At 74.3% G+C, this 22,984-nt stretch carries 18 protein-coding genes; 13 read left to right on the forward strand and 5 right to left on the reverse strand.

What is annotated here, in order from left to right; all coding sequences use genetic code 11:
* Positions 1–167: 167 nt before the first annotated feature.
* From ispG to ACQKM2_RS25535, 4 genes are all read left to right on the forward strand, one after another.
* Entirely contained in the window at positions 168–1,325 is a 1,158-nt protein-coding gene (gene ispG / locus ACQKM2_RS25520; protein WP_362470209.1) for a flavodoxin-dependent (E)-4-hydroxy-3-methylbut-2-enyl-diphosphate synthase, read from the forward strand.
* A 174-nt stretch (positions 1,326–1,499) separates the two neighbouring features.
* Positions 1,500–2,345 carry a GNAT family N-acetyltransferase gene (locus ACQKM2_RS25525; protein ID WP_427713632.1) on the forward strand — a complete coding sequence of 282 codons (846 nt, stop codon included), beginning with the start codon at positions 1,500–1,502 and terminating at the stop codon, positions 2,343–2,345.
* A 74-nt stretch (positions 2,346–2,419) separates the two neighbouring features.
* Positions 2,420–3,004, forward strand: coding sequence for a GNAT family N-acetyltransferase (locus ACQKM2_RS25530; protein ID WP_427713635.1), 585 nt, complete (start codon positions 2,420–2,422; stop codon positions 3,002–3,004).
* A 42-nt stretch (positions 3,005–3,046) separates the two neighbouring features.
* The gene (locus ACQKM2_RS25535) at positions 3,047–4,756 is read left to right on the forward strand and encodes a proline--tRNA ligase (protein ID WP_427713637.1); all 1,710 of its coding nucleotides are present in this window, start codon (positions 3,047–3,049) and stop codon (positions 4,754–4,756) included.
* A gap of 14 nt (positions 4,757–4,770) precedes the next feature.
* Here the strand turns inward: ACQKM2_RS25535 and ACQKM2_RS25540 are convergent, their stop codons facing one another.
* Genes ACQKM2_RS25540 through ACQKM2_RS25555 form a run of 4 tightly spaced genes read right to left on the reverse strand, consistent with a single transcriptional unit; the run spans position 4,771 to position 7,561 of the window.
* The gene (locus ACQKM2_RS25540; protein ID WP_427713640.1) at positions 4,771–5,565 is read right to left on the reverse strand and encodes a slipin family protein; all 795 of its coding nucleotides are present in this window, start codon (positions 5,563–5,565) and stop codon (positions 4,771–4,773) included.
* Between the two features lie 43 nt (positions 5,566–5,608).
* Positions 5,609–6,511: an aminoglycoside phosphotransferase family protein gene (locus tag ACQKM2_RS25545; RefSeq protein ID WP_427713642.1), complete on the reverse strand. Its 903-nt coding sequence runs from the start codon at positions 6,509–6,511 to the stop codon at positions 5,609–5,611.
* A gap of 16 nt (positions 6,512–6,527) precedes the next feature.
* Positions 6,528–6,986, reverse strand: a complete 459-nt coding sequence (locus ACQKM2_RS25550; RefSeq protein ID WP_427713644.1) for a ferritin-like domain-containing protein — start codon at positions 6,984–6,986, stop codon at positions 6,528–6,530.
* The gene (locus ACQKM2_RS25555) at positions 6,983–7,561 is read right to left on the reverse strand and encodes a hypothetical protein (RefSeq protein ID WP_427713647.1); all 579 of its coding nucleotides are present in this window, start codon (positions 7,559–7,561) and stop codon (positions 6,983–6,985) included. The genes ACQKM2_RS25550 and ACQKM2_RS25555 overlap by 4 nt, the downstream gene beginning before the upstream one ends.
* 156 nt (positions 7,562–7,717) lie before the next feature.
* Between ACQKM2_RS25555 and rimP the strand changes: the two genes are divergently transcribed.
* From rimP to ACQKM2_RS25600, 9 genes are all read left to right on the forward strand, one after another.
* Positions 7,718–8,230, forward strand: a complete 513-nt coding sequence (gene rimP / locus ACQKM2_RS25560) for a ribosome maturation factor RimP (protein WP_427713649.1) — start codon at positions 7,718–7,720, stop codon at positions 8,228–8,230.
* Between the two features lie 2 nt (positions 8,231–8,232).
* A complete protein-coding gene (nusA, locus tag ACQKM2_RS25565; RefSeq protein WP_007266897.1) occupies positions 8,233–9,234 on the forward strand; it encodes a transcription termination factor NusA in 1,002 nt (333 codons plus the stop codon).
* A 144-nt stretch (positions 9,235–9,378) separates the two neighbouring features.
* Positions 9,379–9,666 (forward strand): YlxR family protein, encoded by a 288-nt coding sequence (locus ACQKM2_RS25570; protein ID WP_427713652.1) that lies wholly within the window; start codon positions 9,379–9,381, stop codon positions 9,664–9,666.
* 148 nt (positions 9,667–9,814) lie between these two features.
* Complete coding sequence (infB, locus tag ACQKM2_RS25575; protein ID WP_427713654.1) at positions 9,815–12,895, forward strand: translation initiation factor IF-2; 3,081 nt, start codon at positions 9,815–9,817, stop codon at positions 12,893–12,895.
* A gap of 153 nt (positions 12,896–13,048) precedes the next feature.
* Positions 13,049–13,342: a DUF503 domain-containing protein gene (locus tag ACQKM2_RS25580; RefSeq protein ID WP_007266901.1), complete on the forward strand. Its 294-nt coding sequence runs from the start codon at positions 13,049–13,051 to the stop codon at positions 13,340–13,342.
* Positions 13,343–13,375: 33 nt separating this feature from the next.
* Positions 13,376–13,828 (forward strand): 30S ribosome-binding factor RbfA, encoded by a 453-nt coding sequence (gene rbfA, locus ACQKM2_RS25585; protein WP_362468381.1) that lies wholly within the window; start codon positions 13,376–13,378, stop codon positions 13,826–13,828.
* Positions 13,825–14,733, forward strand: coding sequence for a tRNA pseudouridine(55) synthase TruB (gene truB, locus ACQKM2_RS25590; protein WP_427713658.1), 909 nt, complete (start codon positions 13,825–13,827; stop codon positions 14,731–14,733). The genes rbfA and truB overlap by 4 nt, the downstream gene beginning before the upstream one ends.
* Positions 14,734–15,011: 278 nt before the next feature.
* A complete protein-coding gene (locus tag ACQKM2_RS25595) occupies positions 15,012–18,632 on the forward strand; it encodes a serine protease (RefSeq protein ID WP_427713660.1) in 3,621 nt (1,206 codons plus the stop codon).
* Positions 18,633–18,752: 120 nt separating this feature from the next.
* Positions 18,753–19,712, forward strand: a complete 960-nt coding sequence (locus tag ACQKM2_RS25600) for a bifunctional riboflavin kinase/FAD synthetase (protein WP_427713663.1) — start codon at positions 18,753–18,755, stop codon at positions 19,710–19,712.
* Between the two features lie 95 nt (positions 19,713–19,807).
* Here the strand turns inward: ACQKM2_RS25600 and ACQKM2_RS25605 are convergent, their stop codons facing one another.
* A complete protein-coding gene (locus ACQKM2_RS25605; RefSeq protein ID WP_427713665.1) occupies positions 19,808–22,660 on the reverse strand; it encodes an SCO5717 family growth-regulating ATPase in 2,853 nt (950 codons plus the stop codon).
* Positions 22,661–22,984: the final 324 nt, after the last annotated feature.

Raw genomic sequence — 22,984 nt, forward strand, 5'->3', positions numbered from 1 at the left:
CGCCACCCCCACGGCGACCGGAGCCGGGCACGCATCGTGCCCGGCTCCCTACGTTCGGGTGGCGCGACCCCCTCGGATGCAAGGGGTGCGCGCTGCTTGGCGTAACCTCGAAGGCTGGAGCCCGCCGATCTCGGGACCTCGATCCACACCTTGGGGTTGCACAGCAGATGACTGCCATCTCTCTCGGAATGCCGTCCGTGCCGACGAAGCTTGCCGACCGCCGGGTCAGCCGCAAGATCCAGGTCGGTTCCGTGGCCGTCGGCGGTGACGCGCCCATCTCGGTGCAGTCGATGACCACGACCCGCACCTCCGACATCGGCGCCACCCTCCAGCAGATCGCCGAGCTGACCGCCTCCGGCTGCCAGATCGTCCGCGTCGCCTGCCCGACGCAGGACGACGCCGACGCGCTGGCCGTCATCGCGAAGAAGTCGCAGATCCCGGTCATCGCCGACATCCACTTCCAGCCCAAGTACGTCTTCGCCGCGATCGACGCCGGCTGCGCCGCCGTCCGCGTCAACCCGGGCAACATCAAGCAGTTCGACGACAAGGTCAAGGAGATCGCGTACGCCGCCAGGGAGACGGGCACGCCGATCCGCATCGGCGTCAACGCCGGCTCCCTCGACGCGCGCCTGCTGAAGAAGTACGGCAAGGCCACCCCCGAGGCGCTCGTCGAGTCCGCGCTGTGGGAGGCCTCCCTCTTCGAGGAGCACGGCTTCGGCGACATCAAGATCTCGGTCAAGCACAACGACCCGGTCGTCATGGTCAACGCCTACCGCCAGCTCGCCGCCCAGTGCGACTACCCGCTGCACCTCGGCGTCACCGAGGCGGGCCCCGCCTTCCAGGGCACCATCAAGTCCGCCGTCGCCTTCGGCGCCCTGCTCTCCGAGGGCATCGGCGACACCATCCGCGTCTCCCTCTCCGCGCCGCCGGTCGAGGAGGTCAAGGTCGGCAACCAGATCCTGGAGTCGCTGAACCTCAAGCCGCGCCGCCTGGAGATCGTCTCCTGCCCCTCCTGCGGCCGCGCCCAGGTCGACGTCTACAAGCTGGCCGAGGAGGTCACCGCCGGCCTGGACGGCATGACCGTCCCGCTGCGCGTCGCCGTCATGGGCTGCGTCGTCAACGGCCCCGGCGAGGCCCGTGAGGCCGACCTCGGCGTCGCCTCCGGCAACGGCAAGGGCCAGATCTTCGTCAAGGGCGAGGTCATCAAGACCGTCCCCGAGTCCAAGATCGTGGAGACCCTCATCGAAGAGGCCCTGAAGATCGCCGAGCAGATGGAGAAGGACGGCGTCGCCTCCGGCGAGCCCAGCGTCGCCATCGGCGTCTGATTCCCCGGCCGTCCTGCCGGGAGCCCTGCCAGGTCTCCCGCCGGCCGCCTTCCCGGCCCCGTCCGCGCAGCTCGCGGCCGGGGCCGGGCCCTTTTCGTGACCTGTGGGACCAGGCGTGCGCAGGTTGCGCCGGGTACAGTGCGGAGATCAGCAGACTTGCACGGTGAGGCCCCAGTGTTGACGCAGACCACGACCAGGGTCCTTGAACCCGGTGATCTCGACGCCGCGCTCGCCATCCTCGGACGCGAGCCGGTCGAGAACGCCTTCGTCACCTCCCGGGTCCAGGTCGCCGGACTCGATCCGTGGCGCCTGGGCGGAGAGATGTGGGGCTGGTACGCCGACGGCGAGCTCCGGGCCCTGTGCTACGCCGGCGCCAACCTGGTCCCCGTCTGCGCCGGCCCCGACGCCGTACGCGCCTTCGCCGACCGCGCCCGCCGCACCGGCCGCCGCTGCTCCTCCATCGTCGGCCCCGCCGAGCCCACCCGGCTGCTGTGGCAGCTCCTGGAGCCCAGCTGGGGCCCCGCCCGGGACGTCCGCGCCCACCAGCCGCTCATGGTCACCGAGCAGCGGTCCGCCGAGATCGCCGCCGACCCCCTGGTCCGCCGGATCCGCAAGGACGAGATGGAGCTGATCATGCCCGCCTGCGTGGCCATGTTCACCGAGGAGGTCGGCATCTCGCCGCTCGCCGGGGACGGCGGACTGCTCTACCAGGCCCGCGTCGCCGAGCTCGTCGGCAGCGGCCGCTCCTTCGCCCGCATCGAGAACGGCAAGGTCGTCTTCAAGGCCGAGATCGGCGCCGCCACCGCGGCCGCCTGCCAGATCCAGGGCGTGTGGGTGGCCCCCGAGTTCCGCGGCCGCGGGCACTCGGAGACCGGCATGGCCGCCGTGGTCGAGTACGCGCTGCGCGACGTGGCCCCCGTGGTCAGCCTCTACGTCAACGACTTCAACACCGCCGCCCGCGCCGCCTACACCAGGGTGGGCTTCCGCGAGGTCGGCGCGTTCATGAGCGTCCTGTTCTGACCTACCGAGGGGAGCGGCCGGTTTCGTCGGGGAAGCCGTACCGGAGCGGCCCTACCCCGAAGTATGGTCGCCGCATGCTGCCTACTTCCCCGGGCGACGACGCCGAACGGCCCGCCGGACTCCGCATCGGGCACCTCGACCTGGCCGGCCGGGTGGACGAAGCCCTGCGCGTCCAGGCCGTCGCCTTCGGGCTCAGCGAGGAGGAGGTCGGCATCCGGCGCTACATCGTCCAGCGCCACATGACCTGCCCGGGCGCCCGCGCGCTCGGCGCCTTCACCGACGACGGGGCACTGGCGGGCTTCGTCTACGGCATGCCCAACGACCGCGGCCACTGGTGGTCCACCATCGTCGAGCCCTACCTGCGGGCCGGCGGCACCGAGCACTGGCTCGACCACTCCTTCGTCATCACCGAGCTGCACGTCCACCCCGGCTTCCAGGGCCGCGGCGTCGGCCGCGCCCTCATCACCCGGATCACCGACGGCGCTGCCGAGCCCCGTTCGATCCTCTCCGCCATCGACACCGACAGCCCGGCCCGCGGGCTCTACGCCGCCCTCGGCTACCGGGACCTGGCCCGGAAGGTCCACTTCCCGAGCGCGAGCCTGCCGTACGCGGTCATGGGCGCCCCGCTTCCGCTGCTCAGGCCCCCGCACGCGGACTGAAACGGTTTCCGGGGGCGGCGGGGTTGTCGGTAGCCTCCCGGCATGTCCACTCACCACGTGTCCACTCACCACGTACAGCGCATGTCCCGCCTGATGGCCAAGACCCTCCGCGAGGACCCGGCCGACGCCGAGACCCTCAGCCACCGCCTTCTGGTCCGGGCCGGCTACGTCCGGCGCAGCTCCGCCGGGGTGTGGACCTGGCTGCCGCTCGGCAAGAAGGTCCTGGACAACGTCTCGCGCATCGTCCGCGAGGAGATGGACGCCATCGGCGCGCAGGAGGTGCTGCTGCCGGCCCTGCTGCCGAAGGAGCCGTACGAGGTCAGCGGCCGCTGGTCGGAGTACGGGGACCTGCTGTTCCGGCTGAAGGACCGCAAGGGCGCCGACTACCTCCTCGGCCCCACCCACGAGGAGATCTTCACCCTCGTGGTGAAGGACCAGTGCACGTCCTACAAGGACCTGCCGGTCATGCTGTACCAGATCCAGACCAAGTACCGGGACGAGGCCCGGCCCCGGTCCGGCGTGCTGCGCGGCCGCGAGTTCCAGATGAAGGACTCGTACTCCTTCGACGTGTCGGACGAGGGGCTCGCCGAGTCCTACCGGCTGCACCGCGAGGCGTACGTGCGCATCTTCGAGCGCCTCGGCCTGGACCACCGCATCGTGTCGGCCGTGTCGGGCGCGATGGGCGGCTCGGCGTCGGAGGAGTTCCTCGCGCCGGCCGGCGCGGGCGAGGACACCTTCGTGGACTGCCCCGGCTGCGACTACGCGGCGAACACGGAGGCGGTCACCTTCGCGCTGGAGGCGGTGACCGGCGAGCACGGCCCGCTGGAGGAGGTCCCCACCCCCGACACCCCCACCATCGAGACCCTGGCCGCGCACCTCGGCGTGCCGGCCTCCGCGACGCTGAAGAACCTGCTGGTCAAGGTGGACGGCGAGATCACCGCCGTCGGCGTGCCCGGAGACCGCGAGGTGGACCTCGGCAAGCTCGGGGAGCACCTGGCCCCCGCGGTGGTCGAGCTGGTGACGGCCGAGGACTTCGCGGACCGGCCCGACCTGGTACGCGGCTACGTGGGCCCGCAGGGCCTGGAGAAGGTCCGCTACCTCGCCGACCCGCGCGTCGCTCCGGGGACGGCGTGGGTGACCGGCGCCAACAAGGCCGACACGCACGCCCGCAACGTGGTCTGCGGCCGGGACTTCGAGGTGGACCGGTACCTCGACGTGGTCGTCGTGGAGCCGGGCGACCCCTGCCCGTCCTGCGGGACGGGGCTGAAGCTGGACCGTGCCATCGAGATCGGGCACATCTTCCAGCTGGGCCGCAAGTACGCCAACGCCTTCGGGCTGGACGTCCTCGGCAAGGAGGGCAAGCCGGTCCGCGTCACCATGGGCTCCTACGGCATCGGCGTCTCCCGCGCGGTGGCCGCGCTGGCCGAGCAGACCGCCGACGAGCGGGGCCTGCGCTGGCCCGCCTCGGTGGCACCGGCCGACGTCCACGTGGTGGCGGCGGGCAAGGCGGTACCGCTCGCGCTGGCGGAGGAAGCGGCGGCCGCCCTGGCCGCGGCGGGCCGGCGGGTCCTGCTGGACGACCGCCCGGGGCTGTCCCCGGGCGTCAAGCTGACGGACGCGGAGCTGATCGGCGTGCCGTGGATCCTGGTGGCGGGCCGCCGCTCCGCCGAGGGCGTCGTCGAACTCCAGGACCGCACCGCCGGCACCCGCGAGGAACTCCCCCTGACGGAGGCCCTCGCCCGGCTGTCGTAGGGGGCCCGGCCCTGCTACGCCGGCGGGGGCGGCTCGGTCGCGGGAGCACCGGGGGTCGCGCGTTCCAGGAAGCGGAGGAGTTCCACCGGGAACGGGAGGACCAGGGTGGAGTTCTTCTCCGCCGCCACCGCGATCACCGTCTGGAGGAGGCGGAGCTGGAGCGCCGCCGGCTGGTCCGACATGACGGCGGCGGCTTCGGCCAGTTTGTGCGAGGCCTGGAGCTCCGCGTCCGCGTTGATGACGCGGGCGCGGCGCTCGCGGTCGGCCTCCGCCTGGCGGGCCATCGAGCGCTTCATCGTCTCCGGGAGGGAGACGTCCTTGATCTCCACGCGGTCGATCTGGACGCCCCAGCCCATCGCCGGACTGTCGATCATGAGTTCCAGGCCCTGGTTGAGCTTCTCGCGGTTCGAGAGGAGGTCGTCCAGGTCGCTCTTGCCGATGATCGAGCGCAGCGAGGTCTGCGCCATCTGGGAGACCGCGAAGCGGTAGTCCTCCACCGCGATGATCGCGCTCGCCGGGTCGACCACCTTGAAGTAGACGACCGCGTCCACGCGGACCGTGACGTTGTCCCGGGTGATGCCCTCCTGCGCCGGGACGGGCAGGGTGACGATCTGGAGGTTGACCTTGTGCAGGCGGTCGGCCACCGGGAGGATCATCGTGAAGCCGGGCGGGCGGACGCCCTCACGGAGGCGGCCGAAGCGGAAGACGATGCCGCGCTCGTACTGCTTCACCACCCGGGCGGCCGCACCCAGGTAGACCGCGACGCCCGCGGCGGCGGCGATTCCCGCTGTCAGCAGTTCCTCGACCATGACGGCCCCCTGCCGGACATGTGCCCTTTGTAGGGTTATGCCCTCACAGCCAGGCCGCGAACTCCAGCAGGAGTTCCGCGTCGCGCCGGCGGCCGGCGGCCAGCGCGCGGACGCCGGACTCCACCGCCCGGAACACCGTCCAGGCCCGCAGCCGCTCCCGGTCCACCTCCAGCGAGTCGGCGAGCTTGTTCACCCGCCGCCGGGCCCCGGCCGCCCCCGTCGAGGCGGCCATCTGGTCCTCCAGCCGGTCCCGGACCAGTCGGGCCAGGTCGTAGGCCCGCTCGCCGACCAGCGGGTCCGGGCCCACCGTCAGCCACGGGGCCCGTTCGGCCGCCAGCACCTTGCCCTGGCGGAAGTTCCCGTGCAGGAGCAGGGCTTCGGGGGGTGCGGCCGTCAGCTCGGCCCGGAGGGCGAGGGCCGTCTCCGCGAGGGGCCGCGCTTCCGGCGGGGCCGCGCGCAGCAGCCCGCACTGGGCGGCCGTGCGCTCGGCCACCGTCTCGAAGGAGTGGTCCTGCGGCGGGCCCACCCACAGCCGGCGCAGCGTGCCGCAGGCCTCCAGCAGGGCCTTGGCGTCCGGCAGCGACCGCAGCGACACGTCGGGGTGCAGCCGCTCCAGCAGCAGTGCCCCGTCCTCCTCGTGGTGGCGCGAGTCGAGGACCCGTACGGCTCCGAAGCCGCCCCAGTGGGCGAGCGCGGCCAGCTCCCGGCCGGGATCGGCCCCCGGCGGCGCCAGCTTCAGGGCGGCCGGGGTGCCGTCGGGGTAGCGGACGAGCAGCACCACGCTGCTGCGCCCGCCGGGGGCCTGCATCCGCTGGGCCGTGACGTCCCGCCGCTTCAGCGCCTCCTCGGCGAGCTCGGGCAGACGCCCCAGCCACTCCGTGTCCCGCTCGGTCGGCGGCAGCTCGCCGAGCGCCCGTACGAGCCGCTGCGGCGGTTCGAAAGCCATGCGTGCCTGGTCCCTTTCAGCTGGTACGGGCCGCCTGTGCGCGTTCCGTGAGCCCAGGGAAGGCTACGCCGACACCGCGCCAGCGCGCCGCCCGCACGGCCGCCGCGCTCAGCGCGTCAGCCGCCTCGCGGCGCAACTGGCCGTCCGCCGACCGCACCAGGTCGGAGTACGCGCCCGCCACCCGGTCCTCGACCACGGCGGCCAGCCGCTCGGAGTCGGCCGGGGTGCGCACCTCGAAGGGCAGGGCGTACGCGGCCTCGGCGGGCTGCGGCGCGCCGCCCAGCTCCCGCACGGTCCGGGTCAGCCGGTCGCGGCGTGCCACGTGGGCGCCGTACGCCTCCCGGGCCTCGTTCGCACGGGCCTGCGCGATGCGCGCACCGATCACCCCGTACGCGTACGTGGCGGCGTGCTCGGCGGCCAGCGCGGCCTGGGCGGCCGGGAGCGGACCGCGGGCGGGGGAGGGCGAGGGCTTCACGAGGCGGCTCCCGGGGTCGAGGTGAGGAGGTAGGAGTGGACGGCCCCGCAGGCCGCCACCGAGGCGAGCATCCGGGCCAGCTCCCCGGGAGCGCCGGCCAGGGTGATGGTCCGGGCCTCCGACAGGTCGCGCTCCGCGTCCGCGAGCGCGCTCAGGGCCTCGGCGGGCTGCGCCGGGACCGGCTCCTTGCGCGCCGCCGGGGCGCCGGCGGCGGGCGCCGCGGCACCGGACGCGGACGGGGAGGGCGGCCCCGGGCGGGGCGACGGCTTCCCGTCCGCGGGGGCGGCGGGGGCCAGGGCCGTCGCGTGCGCGGCGACGGCGGCGCGCAGCGGTCCGAGGCGCTCGGCGAGCCCGGGATGGGCCGCCAGGGTGGCGTCGTAACGTTCCAGCAGCCGCCGGCTGTCACGGACGGCGCTCTCCCGCATCCGCCGATCGAGTGCGATCCCGCTGTCGGCGCCCGGCGCGCCGCCACTGCCGGAGCAGCCGGTCAGCAGCACGGCCCCGGTCACGCCGGCGGCGCCGGCGAGCAGGCTCCTTCGGGAGGGCGAGCGCCTCGAAGGCGTGGTCAAGGGCACGGCGGCCTCCTCGGGGGGTGTTGCGGGGCAGGGTGTGATCACGGTACCCGGGGGTCCCGTCCACAGCGCGGACGGCAACACCCTCCGCGACCGGATACCCTTTGACCTGACACGACGGAAAACCACAACAGCACACGCGGCCGAGGAGTCACCCGGATGAGCACCACCCAGAGCGACAGGCTGCGCGGACTGCTGGAGCCCCTCGTCGCCGCCAAGGGCCTGGACCTCGAGGACATCGAGCTTTCCAAGGCGGGCAAGCGCCGGATGCTGCGCATCATCGTGGATTCCGATGAGGGTGTCGACCTGGACGAATGCGCCGAGCTGAGCCGTGAGATCTCCGACCGGCTCGACGAGTCCGACGTGATGGGCGAGGACGAGTACAACCTCGAAGTCAGCTCCCCGGGCGCGGACCGCCCGCTCAGCGAGCACCGTCACTACGTTCGGGCGACCGGCCGCCTCGTCAAGTTTCAGCTCTCCGCCGAAGGTGAAAAGGGTGCCGGGGAACTGATCGCCCGCATCCTCGGTGTCGACGACGAGGGCATGGACCTCGAGGTGCCGGGTGTGAAGGGCCGCAAGGCGACCGCCCGTCGTATCGCATTCACCGACGTCGCCAAGGCGCGCGTCGAGATCGAGTTCAGCCGCAAGGACAAGAAGGAAGAGGAGGCGTAGCCGTGGACATCGACATGAGTGCCCTGCGGGGTCTGGTCCGGGAGAAGGAGATCTCCTTCGACCTGCTCGTCGAGGCGATCGAGTCGGCCCTCCTCATCGCGTACCACCGCACCGAGGGCAGCTTCCGGCGCGCCCGTGTCGTGCTCGACCGCACCAACGGTCACGTGGTCGTGTGGGCGACCGAGGACCCGAGGGACCTCGAAGAGGGACAGGAGCCCAAGGAGTTCGACGACACGCCGTCGGACTTCGGGCGCATCGCCGCGACGACCGCCAAGCAGGTGATCCTCCAGCGTCTGCGCGACGCCGAGGACGACCTGACCTTCGGCGAGTTCGCCGGCCGCGAGGGCGACGTCATCACCGGCGTCGTCCAGCAGGGCAAGGACCCCAAGAACGTCCTCGTGGACATCGGCAAGCTGGAGGCCATCCTGCCGGTGCAGGAGCAGGTCCCCGGCGAGGAGTACACGCACGGCCTCCGTCTGAAGACGTACGTCGTACGGGTGGCGAAGGGTGTCCGCGGTCCGTCCGTGACCCTGTCGCGCACCCACCCCAACCTGGTGAAGAAGCTCTTCGCGCTGGAGGTCCCGGAGATCGCCGACGGCAGCGTCGAGATCTCCGCGATCGCCCGCGAGGCCGGTCACCGCACCAAGATCGCCGTTCGGTCCACCCGCTCGGGCCTCAACCCGAAGGGCGCCTGCATCGGCCCGATGGGCGCCCGCGTGCGCAACGTGATGGCCGAGCTGCACGGCGAGAAGATCGACATCGTCGACTGGTCGGACGACCCGGCGGAGATGGTGGCGAACGCGCTGTCACCCGCCCGGGTGAGCAAGGTCGAGGTCGTGGACTGGGACACCCGCTCCGCGCGGGTGACCGTGCCCGACTACCAGCTGTCGCTGGCGATCGGCAAGGAGGGGCAGAACGCCCGCCTGGCCGCGCGCCTCACCGGCTGGCGCATCGACATCCGGCCCGACACCGAGGTGCCCGCCGACGCGGACGCCGGTGCCTGACCGGGAATAAACCGCTACCGGCCGGGGGTTCCCGGCCGGTAGACAGGTGCTCCGGCACTGCCGGAACACCTCGGAAACCATGACGACAACCGTTCGATTTTTCACCTGAAGGGGTGAGGTCGGTACGGGGAGGTAGACTTAGGCGTGTCTGGCCGGACGCAAGCCCGCGCATGCCCCGAACGCACCTGTGTGGGGTGCCGGGAGCGAGCGGCCAAGAGCGATCTGCTGCGGATCGTGGCGATCGAGGACGAATGCGTCCCCGATCCTCGCGGTACGCTGCCCGGCCGGGGTGCCTACGTGCACCCCGCCGTGGTCTGCCTCGACCAGGCGGTCCGCCGCCGGGCGTTCCCCCGGGCCCTCAGGTCCGCCGGAGCGCTCGACACGGAGGGACTGCGCAAGGCCCTGGCCGTACCGGCCGAGGCGACACCGTAAGAAGAAGTACGGCACGGACACCCCGTGCGGTCAGGTACCTCGCGAGTTGGAAGTAGGTCGAGATTGCGATGAGCACTCGATGAGTACGCGATGAGTACGCCCATGAAGTAGCGACGGTCCGGCGTAACCCGGACCTAAAAGGAGCGAAGTGGCTAAGGTCCGGGTATACGAACTCGCCAAGGAGTTCGGGGTTGAGAGCAAGGTCGTCATGGCCAAGCTCCAAGAACTCGGTGAATTCGTCCGTTCGGCGTCCTCGACGATCGAGGCGCCGGTTGTACGCAAGTTGACTGACGCACTGCAGGGGCCCGGCGGCAACGCCGGCAAGTCCGCTGCAAAGCCCGGCGCGCCCCGCAAGGCCGCGCCCGCCAAGCCCGCGGCGCCCTCCCCGGCGACCGCGGCACGTCCTGCTGCCCCCAAGCCCGGTGCGCCGGCGGCCCCCAAGCCCGCCGCTGCCGAGGCCCCGGCGGTCAGCGCCCCGGTGACTCCGGCCGCTCCCGGCCCGCGTCCCGGTCCCAAGGCTCCCGCCCCGAAGCCCGCTCCGGCGGCTCCCGTGGCGACCGAGTTCTCCGCGCCTCCGGCGGCCCCGGCCGCTCCGGCGCGTCCCGCCGCGTCCCCCGGCCCGCGTCCGGCGCAGCAGCGCCCGGCCGGTCCCGGTCAGGGTGCCCGTCCCGGCGCCCCGCGCCCGGCCGGCGCCACCCCCGGCGCCCAGGCCCCGCGGCCCGGTGGCTCCCAGGCCCCGCGCCCCGGCGGCGCCCGTCCGGCCGGTCCCCGTCCGGGCAACAACCCCTTCACCTCCGGCGGCTCGACCGGCATGGCGCGCCCGCAGGCGCCCCGTCCGGCCGGCGCTCCCCGTCCCGGTGCCCCCGGCGCCGGCGGCCAGGGTGCCCCGCGTCCGCAGGCCGGCCCCGGCGGCGCCCCGCGTCCGCAGGGTCCCGGCGGCGCCCGTCCGACCCCGGGCGGCATGCCCCGTCCGCAGGGCGGCGCTCCGCGTCCGGCCCCGGGCGGCAACCGTCCGAACCCGGGCATGATGCCGCAGCGTCCCGCTGCCGGCGGTCCCGGCCCGCGTCCCGGCGGCGGCCCCGGCCGTCCCGGTGCCGGCGGTCCCCGTCCCGGTGGCGGCGCGGGTCGTCCCGGCGGCGGCTTCGCCGGCCGTCCGGCCGGTCCGGGCTCGCGCCCGGCAGGCGGCGGCTTCGGCGGCCCGCGTCCGGGTGGCGGCGGCTTCGGCGGCGGCCCGGCCGGTGCCGGTGGCGGCGGTCGTCCCGGCTTCGGTGGCCGTCCCGGCGGTCCCGGTGCCCGTGGCGGCACGCAGGGTGCCTTCGGCCGTCCCGGCGGGCCCGCCCGTCGCGGCCGCAAGTCCAAGCGCCAGCGTCGCCAGGAGTACGAGGCCATGCAGGCCCCGTCCGTGGGCGGCGTGATGCTGCCCCGCGGCAACGGCGAGACCGTTCGCCTGTCGCGCGGTGCCTCCCTCACCGACTTCGCGGAGAAGATCAACGCCAACCCGGCGTCGCTCGTCGCCGTGATGATGAACCTCGGCGAGATGGTCACCGCCACGCAGTCCGTCTCCGACGAGACCCTGCAGCTCCTCGCCGGCGAGATGAACTACACCGTTCAGATCGTCAGCCCGGAGGAAGAGGACCGCGAGCTCCTCGAGGGCTTCGACATCGAGTTCGGCGAGGACGAGGGCGGCGAGGAGTTCCTGCTCCCGCGTCCGCCGGTCGTCACCGTCATGGGTCACGTCGACCACGGTAAGACCCGACTGCTCGACGCCATCCGCAAGACGAACGTCGTCGCGGGCGAGGCCGGCGGCATCACCCAGGGCATCGGTGCCTACCAGGTCTCGACCGAGGTCAACGACGAGCAGCGTCGCATCACCTTCATCGACACCCCGGGTCACGAGGCGTTCACCGCCATGCGTGCCCGTGGTGCGAAGTCGACCGACATCGCGATCCTCGTGGTCGCGGCCAACGACGGCGTCATGCCGCAGACGATCGAGGCGCTCAACCACGCCAAGGCCGCCGGCGTCCCGATCGTCGTCGCGGTCAACAAGATCGATGTCGAGGGTGCCGACCCGGTCAAGGTCCGCGGCCAGCTGACCGAGTTCGGTCTGGTGGCCGAGGAGTACGGCGGCGACACGATGTTCGTCGACATCTCCGCCAAGCAGGGTCTGCACATCGACTCCCTGCTGGAGGCCGTCGTCCTCACCGCCGACGCCTCGCTCGACCTGCGCGCCAACCCCGAGCAGGACGCTCAGGGTATTGCGATCGAGTCCCACCTCGACCGCGGCCGCGGTGCCGTCGCCACCGTCCTCGTCCAGCGCGGTACCCTCCGCGTCGGCGACACGATGGTCGTGGGCGACGCCTACGGCCGCGTGCGCGCCATGCTCGACGACAAGGGCAACAACATCGAGGAAGCGGGTCCGTCGACCCCCGTCCTGGTCCTGGGTCTCACCAACGTCCCCGGCGCCGGCGACAACTTCCTCGTCGTCGACGAGGACCGCACCGCCCGTCAGATCGCCGAGAAGCGTGCTGCGCGCGAGCGCAACGCCAACTTCGCCAAGCGCGTCCGTCGCGTGTCCCTCGAGGACCTCGACTCCGTGCTCAAGGCCGGTCTGGTCCAGGAACTCAACCTCATCATCAAGGGCGACTCGTCCGGTGCGGTCGAGGCCCTGGAGTCCTCGCTGCTCCAGCTCGACGTCGGCGAAGAGGTCGACATCCGCGTCCTGCACCGCGGTGTGGGTGCGGTCACCGAGTCCGACATCTCGCTCGCGATGGGCTCCGACGCCATCGTCATCGGCTACAACGTCCGCGCTGTCGGCCGTGCCGCGCAGATGGCGGACCGCGAGGGCGTCGACGTCCGGTACTACTCGGTGATCTACCAGGCCATCGAGGAGATCGAGGCGGCCCTCAAGGGTCTGCTCAAGCCGGAGTACGAAGAGGTCGAGCTCGGTACGGCGGAGATCCGCGAGATCTTCCGCTCGTCCAAGCTGGGCAACATCGCCGGTGTCCTGGTCCGCTCGGGCGAGGTCAAGCGCAACACCAAGGCGCGGCTCCTGCGCGATGGCAAGGTCATCGCCGAGAACCTCACCATCTCCGGTCTGCGCCGCTTCAAGGACGACGTCACCGAGATCCGCGAAGGCTTCGAGGGCGGTATCAACCTCGGCTCCTTCAACGACATCAAGATCGACGACGTCATCGCGACGTACGAGATGCGCGAGAAGCCCCGCGCGTAAGCGCGAGGCGGTTCGTACCGTGTCGTAACCCCGGGGCCGGTCGGCGGAATATCCGTCGATCGGCCCCGGCCGTTGCGTGTACGGTTCTGGTGACCCTGCCGAGCGTCGGCCGGCAGGCCACCGAACCCGCACCGGCGGGATATCCGGAACTGCATGTACGTGGGGACTCTGTCCTTCGATCTGCTCCTCGGCGACGTCCACTCGCTGAAGGAGAAACGCTCCGTCGTCCGGCCCATCGTCGCCGAGCTCCAACGCAAGTTCTCCGTGAGCGCGGCCGAGGTGGGAGACCAGGACCTGCACCGCAGGGCCCGCATAGGGGTCGCCCTGGTGAGCGGGGACGCGGGGTTCGTGTCGGACGTGCTCGACCGCTGTGAGCGGCTGGTCGCGGCGCGTCCGGAAGTGGAACTGCTGTCCGTGAGGCGGCGGTACCACGGTGATGAAGACTGATTGCTTGTCTGCAACAAAGAAGGAGACGGACCAGTGGCCGACAATGCGCGGGCGAAGAAGCTGGCGGACCTCATCCGGGAGGTGGTGGCCGAGAAGCTGCAGCGCGGAGTCAAGGACCCCCGCCTCGGTACGCACGTGACCATCACGGACACCCGGGTCACCGGCGACCTGCGGGAGGCCACGGTCTTCTACACGGTCTACGGAGACGACGAGGACCGGGCCAGCGCGGCAGCGGGCCTGGAGAGCGCCAAGGGCGTACTGCGCTCCGCGGTCGGCCGGGCGGCGGGAACCAAGTTCACGCCCACCCTGACCTTCGTCGCGGACGCCCTCCCGGAGAACGCCCGGACCATCGAGGACCTCCTCGACAAGGCGCGGGCCTCCGACGCCCAGGTGCGCGAGGTGTCCTCCGGCGCGAAGTACGCCGGCGACGCCGACCCGTACAAGAAGCCGGGCGACGAGGACGACGAGGACGCAGCCGCGGAATGAGCACCAACGCAGGGAAGACTCCGGACGGCCTGGTCATCGTCGACAAGCCGTCCGGCTTCACTTCGCACGACGTGGTCGCCAAGATGCGCGGGATCGCCAAGACCCGCCGCGTCGGCCACGCCGGCACCCTCGACCCGATGGCGACGGGCGTCCTCGTCCTCGGCGTGGAGAAGGCCACCAAGCTCCTCGGCCACCTCGCGCTGACCGAGAAGGAGTACCTCGGCACCATCCGGCTCGGGCAGAACACCCTCACGGACGACGCCGAGGGCGAGATCACCTCGTCCGCCGACGCCTCCGCGGTGACCCGCGAGGGCGTGGACGCGGGCATCGCCAAGCTGACCGGCGACATCATGCAGGTCCCGTCCAAGGTCAGCGCCATCAAGATCAAGGGCGTGCGCTCCTACAAGCGCGCCCGCGACGGCGAGGACTTCGAGATCCCGGCCCGCCCGGTCACGATCTCCTCGTTCCAGGTGTACGACATGCGCGAGGCCGAGGCCGAGGACGGCACCAAGGTCGTCGACCTCGTCGTCTCCGTCGTCTGCTCCAGCGGTACGTACATCCGCGCCCTCGCCCGCGACCTGGGCGCCGACCTGGGCGTCGGCGGCCACCTCACCGCGCTGCGGCGCACCCGGGTGGGGCCGTACAAGCTCGACAAGGCGCGCACGCTCGACCAGCTCCAGGAGGAGCTGACCGTCATGCCGATCGGCGAGGCGGCCGCCGCCGCGTTCGCGCGCTGGGACCTGGACGCCCGCCGGGCCTCGCTGCTCGCCAACGGCGTGCGGATCGAGATGCCGGACGAGTACCAGGACGGCCGGACCGTCGCCGTCTACGGGCCCGAGGGCAAGCTGCTCGGCCTCGTGGAGAGCAAGGGCGGCAAGGCGAAGGCCCTCGCGGTCTTCGCCTGAGGGGCGCTGCCCGAAGGGCTCCGCCCGAGAGGGGCGTCGGCCCGCTCCGCCCGGTTGACGTGGAGCGGTGAGCGCACACGGACTGCTGCTCACCGCTCCACAACCCCCCTCGGGTAGGTCTCTATCCATCCGGAGCACCGTATTCACCCTTCCGAGCAGGCGCTCGGAGTGAATGCGGGGAGCGTTAGGGGGCGCTTTCGGGCCGCGTGCTTTTCCCGCTGATCTTCACTTGCCTACCGTCGTGAACACGGGTCCCGCGGCGGGGGAGTGGTGCGGCGATGACGGACGAGGTCACGGACGGTACGAGGGGCGCGGGCCGCGGCGCCCACGCGGCTGCCGCGGGGCCGGCCGGGCCGCCGGCCGCGGCACTTGTGACGATCCGGGACCGGGACGGGCTCCCGCGCGGGAGCGGCTTCGTCGCCGACGACCGCGGCACGGTGATCACCAGCCAGGACGCCGTCGAGGGGCTGGCCGGAATGGTCCTGCACGCGTCCGGCGACGAGGGGCCCGGCCGGCCGGTGTCGGCCGATGACGTGACCGTCCTGCCGGAGCTCGGGCTGGCCCTCGTGCGAGGCGACGGACTGGACGTGCCGCCGCTGCCCGTGGCGATGTGCGAGGTGATCCCTCCTGGGACGTACGTACGCCTGCCCGCGCGGGGCTGGCGCCAGGCGCGGGTCCTCGGGGCGGGCGCGGAGGTCACCCACACCGAGGCCGGCCGCCGCCGCGTACTCCCCGCCGCCGTCGAGCTGGCCATCGGCACGGCCGGCCGGGACGCCCTGCGGCTCGGCGGCGAGGTCCGCGGGGGGCCGGTCCTGGACGCGGCGACCGGAGCGGTGCTCGCGGTACTCGGCACCGCTCTCGAAGCGGAGCACCGCTCCGGGAGCTTCGCCGTACCCCTGCGCGCGGCCGCCGCGGCCGCACCGGGAGGCCCCCTCGACGCGCTGCTGGAGCGGAACTCCGCCACCGTGCCGGGCTACGGCGCGGACCTCAACCTGGCCGGCGCCCTGGAGCTGACCGCCACCACCCTCGGCGCGGCCTTCCCCCCGGCCTGCGCCGCCGAGCCCGCCCCCGATCCCGTGCCGCGCCCCGGGATCACCGCCGGGCTGGCCGCCTTCACCGCCGGGACGGACCTCGTGCTCGGCCTGGTCGGGGCCCCCGGCACCGGCCGCACCACCGCCCTCGCCGCCCTGGCCGCCGACCGGGCCCGCGGACCCCGCCCCGCGCCGACGCTCTGGCTCCGCGGAGCCGACCTGCACGGCGGGGACGCCTCGCTGGCCGACGCCGTCACCCGCGCCCTGACGGCGGCGGGCCGCATCCTCACCGCCGCCCCGGCCGCGCCGGCCCCCGGCGGAGCGGAGGGAGCCACGGTGGGGGCCGCCGCCCCGGGGACGCCCGGGCCCACCCCGCCCGGGGGAGGCGCGCCCGGTGCCGCCGTCGCGGGTCCCGGGTGGGCCGACTCCGCTGCCGCCCCCGGCCCGTCCGGTACCGGTCCGGAGGGGGCCGTCGGCGCCGGGGAGGGGATCGGGGAGCGGGTGGCTCGGATCGCGGGGGCGGCCGGGCGGGGGCTGCTCGTGGTGCTGGACGCGCCCGAGGAGATGCCGCCCCGGCTCGCGCACCGCCTGGAGCCGTGGACCGCGGCCACCGCCGAGTGGCTGCGCGGCACCGGGGCCCGGCTCCTGGTCGCGGCCCGGCCCGAGTACTGGGAGCGGGCCGGGGACCTCTACCCGCCGGAGCTGCTGCACACCCCGGCCCGTGCCGCCCGGCGGCTGCCGCCCGCGCTGCCCGTCGGCGACCTGACCCCGCAGGAGGCGCGCGAGGCCCGGGCCCGGCTGGGGATCCCGGACGACGCGGTGCGGGAGGCCGACGCCCGGCACCCGCTGACCCTGCGCCTGCTCGCCGGGATCCGCGCCGCCGAGGTCACCGCGGGCCGCCCGGGCCGTGACGAGGTCTTCGCCGCGCACCTGGACCTGCTGGCCCTGCGCGTCGCCGTCCGGATCGCCGCGTCGGCCGGCGCGGGGGCGGGGCAGGGGGCCGGGGTGCACGGCCCCGGGGTGCGGCGGCTGGCGGCCCGGGTGGCCGGGCGGGTGCACGAGGCCGCCCGGCGGTGCCTCGGTCCCGGGCAGGGCGAGCTGGACCGGGCCGCCTTCGAGGAGCTGTTCCCCTGGCGCACCGGCTGGGCCTCCGCCGTCCTCGCCGAAGGCCTGCTGGTCCCCGCCGGCCCCGGCTACCGCTTCGCCCACGAGGAACTGTCCGACTGGCTCCAGGCCGGGCACCTCGACGTCCCGGGCGCCCTGGACGGCCTCGTGCACCACGGCCCCGCCGCCACCGGCCCGCCCGTACCCCGGCACCGCATCGGGCCCGTGCTGGAGGCCCTGCGCAGGCTCCCGCCGGCCGAGGCGCGCGTCCGGCTCGACGCCCTGGTCGCCGCCCTGAACACCTTCGCCGAGCAGGCGGCCGCCGCCGGATCCCCGGAGCCGGTCCACCCCGACCGCGTCTGGTGGGCCTCCCGCCTGCTGCGCGCCACCCTGCTCGGCGCCGCCGACGCGACCGGGCACCTGCCCGTCCTGCACGCCCTCGCCGAGCACGTGGCGCGCTCCGGCACCGCCGAGTTCGGCGGCTGGTTCTGGAACCGGCTCCGGCTGCCCGAGTGCGACCGGCTCGACCTGCTGCGGCGGCTGCTGCCCTGCGACCACCGCTACCTGGAGGCCGCCGCCCGCCGCCTGGCCCGCGCCCCGCAGCTCGTCCTGCCCCTGGTCTGCGCCTGGTTCACCGACGAGCGGCGGCTGCGCGGCCGCCCCGGGGCCACCGTCGCCACCGCGGCGCAGGCCCTGCTGCACACGCACCGCGGCCTCGCGGTGGACGACCTCACCGAAGTCCTGGTGGGCGCCGCGCACCCGCGCGCCGACGAACTCCTCGCCGTCCTCGCGGAGGACGAGCCGTCCGCCCTGTGCCGGGCCGTCGACCGTTGGGCGCACGACGAGCGGCCCGAACGCCGCGTGGCCGCCGCCGCGTACGGCCTCGCCACCGCCCCGCACGTCCGCACCCCCGCCGACCGGGAGCTGCTGCGCCACGCCGCCCTGGCGCTCCTGGACCGCCCCGGCGACACCGGCCTGCACGGCCCCGCCCTCGGCATCCTGCTCCGCGACCCGCAGGCGCGGGCCCGCTACCTGCCCGACGCCCTCGACTGCTTCCGCGACCCCGCGGGCGGCTCCCGGCTGCCGGCCTCCGCGCTGGTCGCGGCGCTGCCCGTACTGCCCGACCCGGACGCGGTGTTCGCCGCCCTGCGGGCCCGGGCCGACGGGGAGGTGATCCGCGCCCTGGCCGCGCTCACCACCCCCGGCCTGGCCCGCCGCGCGGGCGACCTCGTACGCGACCACCTCGCCCGCCGGCCCGAGGACGCCCGGCACGCCGCCGCCTTCGTGGACCGGCGCCTCGACCAGGGCCCGGCGGCCGGACCCGTACTGCGCCCCCTGGTCCTGGGCCTGCTGAGGGGCGCCCCGCAGCCGGTCCGGGCCGAGCTGGCCGGCGTACTGGCCGCGCCCGGGGCGGAGGCCTCGTACCCGCTGCGGGCCGAGCTGGCGGACGTACTGCTGCGCGAGGAGTCGGATCCGGCGGTGCTCGGCGCCTTCCTGGCGGGGCTCGCCGCCGGGAGCTGCCGGCGCCCTGAGGTCCGTACCCGCGAGCTGCTGCGGCGCACCGGGCGGCAGCTGCTGCGGGCGCCCGGCGGGCCGGCGGTCTTCGAGCACCGCACGGTGGAGCTGGCCCGGGCCGATCCCGTGTTCGGGGCGCTGGTCTCCCGCTGGCTCACGGACGCCGCGACGGAGGCCGCGGCCCTGCTGGGGCCGGGCGCCCGACGTACCGTGGAGACTCTTCGTAGGGCGGCGCCGGACATTACCTGAGGCGGGGAACGATTCCGGCCAGAGCCGATGCGGGACCCCGGCCGAGGGCATGGCAGTCTTAGACCTGCAATCGGCAATTCAGTACAGGGACTACACGGGTTCGGGCGAGGAGCGGTCACAGTGCAGCGCTGGCGTGGCTTGGAGGACATCCCCCAGGACTGGGGACGCAGCGTCGTCACCATCGGCTCCTACGACGGTGTGCACCGGGGACACCAGCTGATCATCGGACGGGCCGTGGCGAAGGCCCGCGAGCTGGGCGTCCCGGCGGTCGTCGTCACCTTCAGCCCGCACCCGAGCGAGGTCGTGCGGCCGGGCAGCCACCCGCCGATCCTGGCCCCGTACGACCGCCGTGCCGAGCTGATGGCCGGCCTCGGGGTCGACGCGCTGCTGATCCTGCCGTTCACGGCGGAGTTCTCGCAGCTGTCCCCGGCCGACTTCATCGTGAAGGTGCTGGTCGACAAGCTGCACGCGCGTGCCGTCATCGAGGGCCCGAACTTCCGTTTCGGCCACCGGGCCGCCGGGAACGTCGAGTTCCTGCGCGAGCTGGGCTCCACCTACGACTACGAGGTCGACGTCGTGGACCTCGTCGAGCGCGGCGAGGCGGGCGGCGGCGTGCCGTTCTCCTCCACGCTGGCGCGCAGGCTGGTCGCGGAGGGGGACATGGACGGCGCCGCCGAGATCCTGGGCCGCCCGCACCGGGTCGAGGGCATCGTGGTGCGCGGCGCGCAGCGCGGGCGCGAGCTCGGCTACCCGACGGCCAACGTCGAGACGCAGCCGCACACCGCGATCCCGGCCGACGGGGTGTACGCGGGCTGGCTGACGGCCGACGGCGAGCGGATGCCGGCGGCCATCTCGGTGGGTACGAACGTGCAGTTCGACGCCACCGAGCGGACCGTGGAGGCGTACGCGATCGACCGCGTCGGGCTGGACCTGTACGGCAAGCAGGTGTGCGTCGACTTCCTCGCGTACGTGCGGGGGATGGCGAAGTTCGAGTCGCTCGACGGGCTGCTGGAGGCCATCGCGGACGACGTGAAGAGGGCGCGGGTCCTGACGGACGCCTTCGACGCCGCGCGGCGCTGACCTGCGCTGACCTGCGCTGACCTGCGCGAAAGGGCCCGTACCGTCCCCGGGGGGACGGTACGGGCCCTTTCGCGTTCCCGCGGCCGGCCGGCCGGTCAGCCGAGGCGCGGGTCGCGCGGCGGGGCCTGGTACGGGCCGGGCTGCTGCGGCGGCTGGGGGGCGGCCGGGGGCTGCCACGGCTGTCCGGGCTGCGGGTAGGGCTGCTGCCCGTACGGCGACGGCCCCTGCGGGGGCTGCGCGTGCGGCTGCTGGTACGGGCCCGGCTGCTGCGGCGGCTGGTGGCCCTGGGGGGCGCCCCAGTGGGCCTGCGCGGCCTGCTGCTGGGCGCGCGTGAAGTCCTCGGCGACCAGGGCGGACAGGTTGAAGTACGCCTCCCGGGTCTTGGGCCGCATCAGGTCGAGGTCGACCTCGGCGCCGGCCGCGAGGTGCTCGTCGAACGGCACGACGACGACCCCGCGGCAGCGGGTCTCGAAGTGCTGCACGATGTCCTCGACCTTGATCATCTTGGCGGTCTCGCGGACCCCGGAGATGACGGTGATCGAGCGGGAGACGAGGTCGGCGTACCCGTGGGCGGAGAGCCAGTCGAGCGTGGTGCTCGCGCTGCTCGCGCCGTCCACGGACGGGGTGGAGATGATGATCAGCTGATCGGCCAGGTCCAGGACGCCGCGCATGGCGGAGTAGAGCAGTCCGGTGCCGGAGTCGGTCAGGATGATCGGGTACTGGCGGCCGAGCGTGTCTATGACGCGCCGGTAGTCCTCGTCGTTGAAGGTCGTCGAGACCGCCGGGTCCACGTCGTTGGCGATGATCTCCAGGCCGGAGGGGGCCTGCGAGGTGAACCGCCGGATGTCCATGTACGAGTTCAGGTACGGGATCGCCTGCACCAGGTCGCGGATGGTCGCACCGGTCTCGCGGCGGACGCGGCGGCCGAGGGTGCCGGCGTCGGGGTTCGCGTCGATGGCCAGGATCTTGTCCTGGCGCTCGGTGGCGAGGGTGGCGCCGAGGGCGGTGGTCGTCGTGGTCTTGCCGACGCCGCCCTTGAGGCTGATGACGGCGATGCGGTAGCAGGACATCACCGGGGTGCGGATGAGCTCCAGCTTGCGCTGGCGGTCGGCCTCGGCGGCCTTGCCGCCGAAGCGGAAGCCGGAACGGGTGGGCTTGGGCTTCTGCTTGGCGCGGATCAGGCGGTCGGAGGACAGCTCCACGGCGGCGGTGTAACCGAGCGGAGCGCCGGGGCCCTGGCCGGGCCCCTGCCAGTGCGCCTGCGCCTGCGGCGGCTGCGGGGCGGGGTACCCCTGCTGTGCGTGCTGCTGCGCCGGCTGGGGCGGGAACCCGTAGCCCTGCGGGGGCTGCGGCTGTGCTTCGGGGGTGCCGAACGGGCCCTGCGGAGCCTGTGCGTCGGGGCCCGGCGGCGGGAAGCCGTAGCCCTGCGGCGGTTGCGGCTGTGCTTCGGGGGTGCCGGGCGGGAACCCGTAGCCCTGCGGGGGCTGCGGCTGTGCTTCGGGGGTGCCGGCCGGGCCCTGCGGTGCCGGTGCGGGAGCCGGGGCCTCCGGGGTGCCGGGCGGGAACCCGTGTCCCTGCTGGGGCGGGACGGGCGGGAAGCCGTAGCCCTGCGGGGGCTGCGGTGCCGGTGCGGAGGCCTGCGCCTCGGGGCCCGGGGGCGGGAAGCCGTAGCCCTGGGGCGCCCCCGTCGAGGGGAACGCGGGCGGCAGCGGCGGCAGTCCGGAGCCGGATCCCCCGAACGGAGTATCCGCGGGCCCGGCGACCGGAGTTCCCCCGGCCGGGGTGGGCGTACGGCCGGGTGCGGCAGCCGCCTCCTCCTCGGCGGCCGGTGCGAACCCCGGGGGTACGGCGTCGGCGAAGGAGGGCACGGCGAGGGGCGCCACGGTGGGCACCGCGAACGGGGCCGCGGGCTCCGGCTGCACGGACGCGGCGGCGAACCCCGCCGGGGTCCCGCCGGGCAGGGCCGGCAACGCCTCGGCCTCCCGGCCCGGTACGTCACCCCCCGCTGCGGAGCCCTCGGTCCCGGAGACCGCCGAGCCCTGGCCCGGGCCCTCGGCCCCCGGCTTGGCGGCCTCGTCCCGGGCCGGGGCGCCGTCCGGCGCGGGCGCCGCTTCACCCTGAGCGGCGTGACCGGTCGGGCCCTCGCCCCCCGGGGCGGGGAATCCGGCGGCGGCCGGGGCTTCACCCTGGGCGGGGAACGCGGGGCCCTGGCCCGCGGCTTCGCTCTGGGAGGCGTGACCGTTCGGGGTCTCGGCCCCCGGTGCGGGGAACCCGGCGGCGGCCTGGCCGCCCTGGGGACCGGGGTGGGCGGGCCCCTGCGCGGGGAACGCGGGCGCCTGGCCCGGGGCTTCGCCCTGGGCGGCGTGACCGTTCGGGGTCTCGGCCCCTGCCGCGTGGAACCCGGGGGCGGCCGGGGGCTCGGCCTGCGCCGGGAAGGCCGGACCGCCCGGGAACCCGGGAGCCTGGCCCGCGGCTTCGGCCTGGGCCGGGAATCCGGGAGCCTGGCCCGCGGCTGCGCCCTGCGCGGGGAACCCGGGAGCCTGGCCCGGCGTTGCGGCCGGAGCCGGAGCCGGAGCCGGAGCCGGAGCCGGAGCCGGAGCCGGAGCCGGAGCCGGAGCCGGAGCCGGAGCCGGAGCCGGGGGAGGGGGCACGACCGGCGCGGCCTGCGCAGCGGCAGCGGCAGCGGTCGGCCCGGCCTGCGCCGGGGCGATCCGCATCGTCGGCGGCGAGACCACGTCCGCCGGGCGGTGGGGTTCGAAGCCGCTGCCCTCGGGCAGCCCGGGCAGCCCCGGTACCGGCGCGGCCTGCGCGGGCGCGCCCTGCGTGTACCAGGCCGGCGGGGTGTAGTCGATGGTGAACTCGCCCGTCACATCGGGCTCCGCGTCGGACTGATCGTCCGTCGGGACGTCCCACGTCCCGCCGCGCCTCTCGTTCCGATCGCCGCTCACTGGTCCTCCTGGTCTGTCGAACACCGGTCGGCGCCCACCTCGACGCCGCGCCCGCGCTCAGCCTAATCGCGCCCCGCGCCCGAAAGCCCCTGAGGCCGTGTCTTTTGGATCAGGCCGGGCCCGCGGTGTCTGGTGCCGCGCCTCGCCGCGTTCTCGTCGGTCGCCAACGCTCCGCGTTGTCTCCCTCCTCGGCCTTGCGATGCACGGCACCAGACACCGCGGGCTGATCCGGCCTGATCCAAAAGACACGGCCGGTCGCGCCCCCGTACTCCTGCCTACAGGCCGCCCCGGCCCTGAGCAACCGTCATCCCGCACGTCCCGCGG

It is taken from the genome of Streptomyces sp. NPDC004126, assembly GCF_050275515.1.
Lineage (GTDB): Bacteria > Actinomycetota > Actinomycetes > Streptomycetales > Streptomycetaceae > Streptomyces.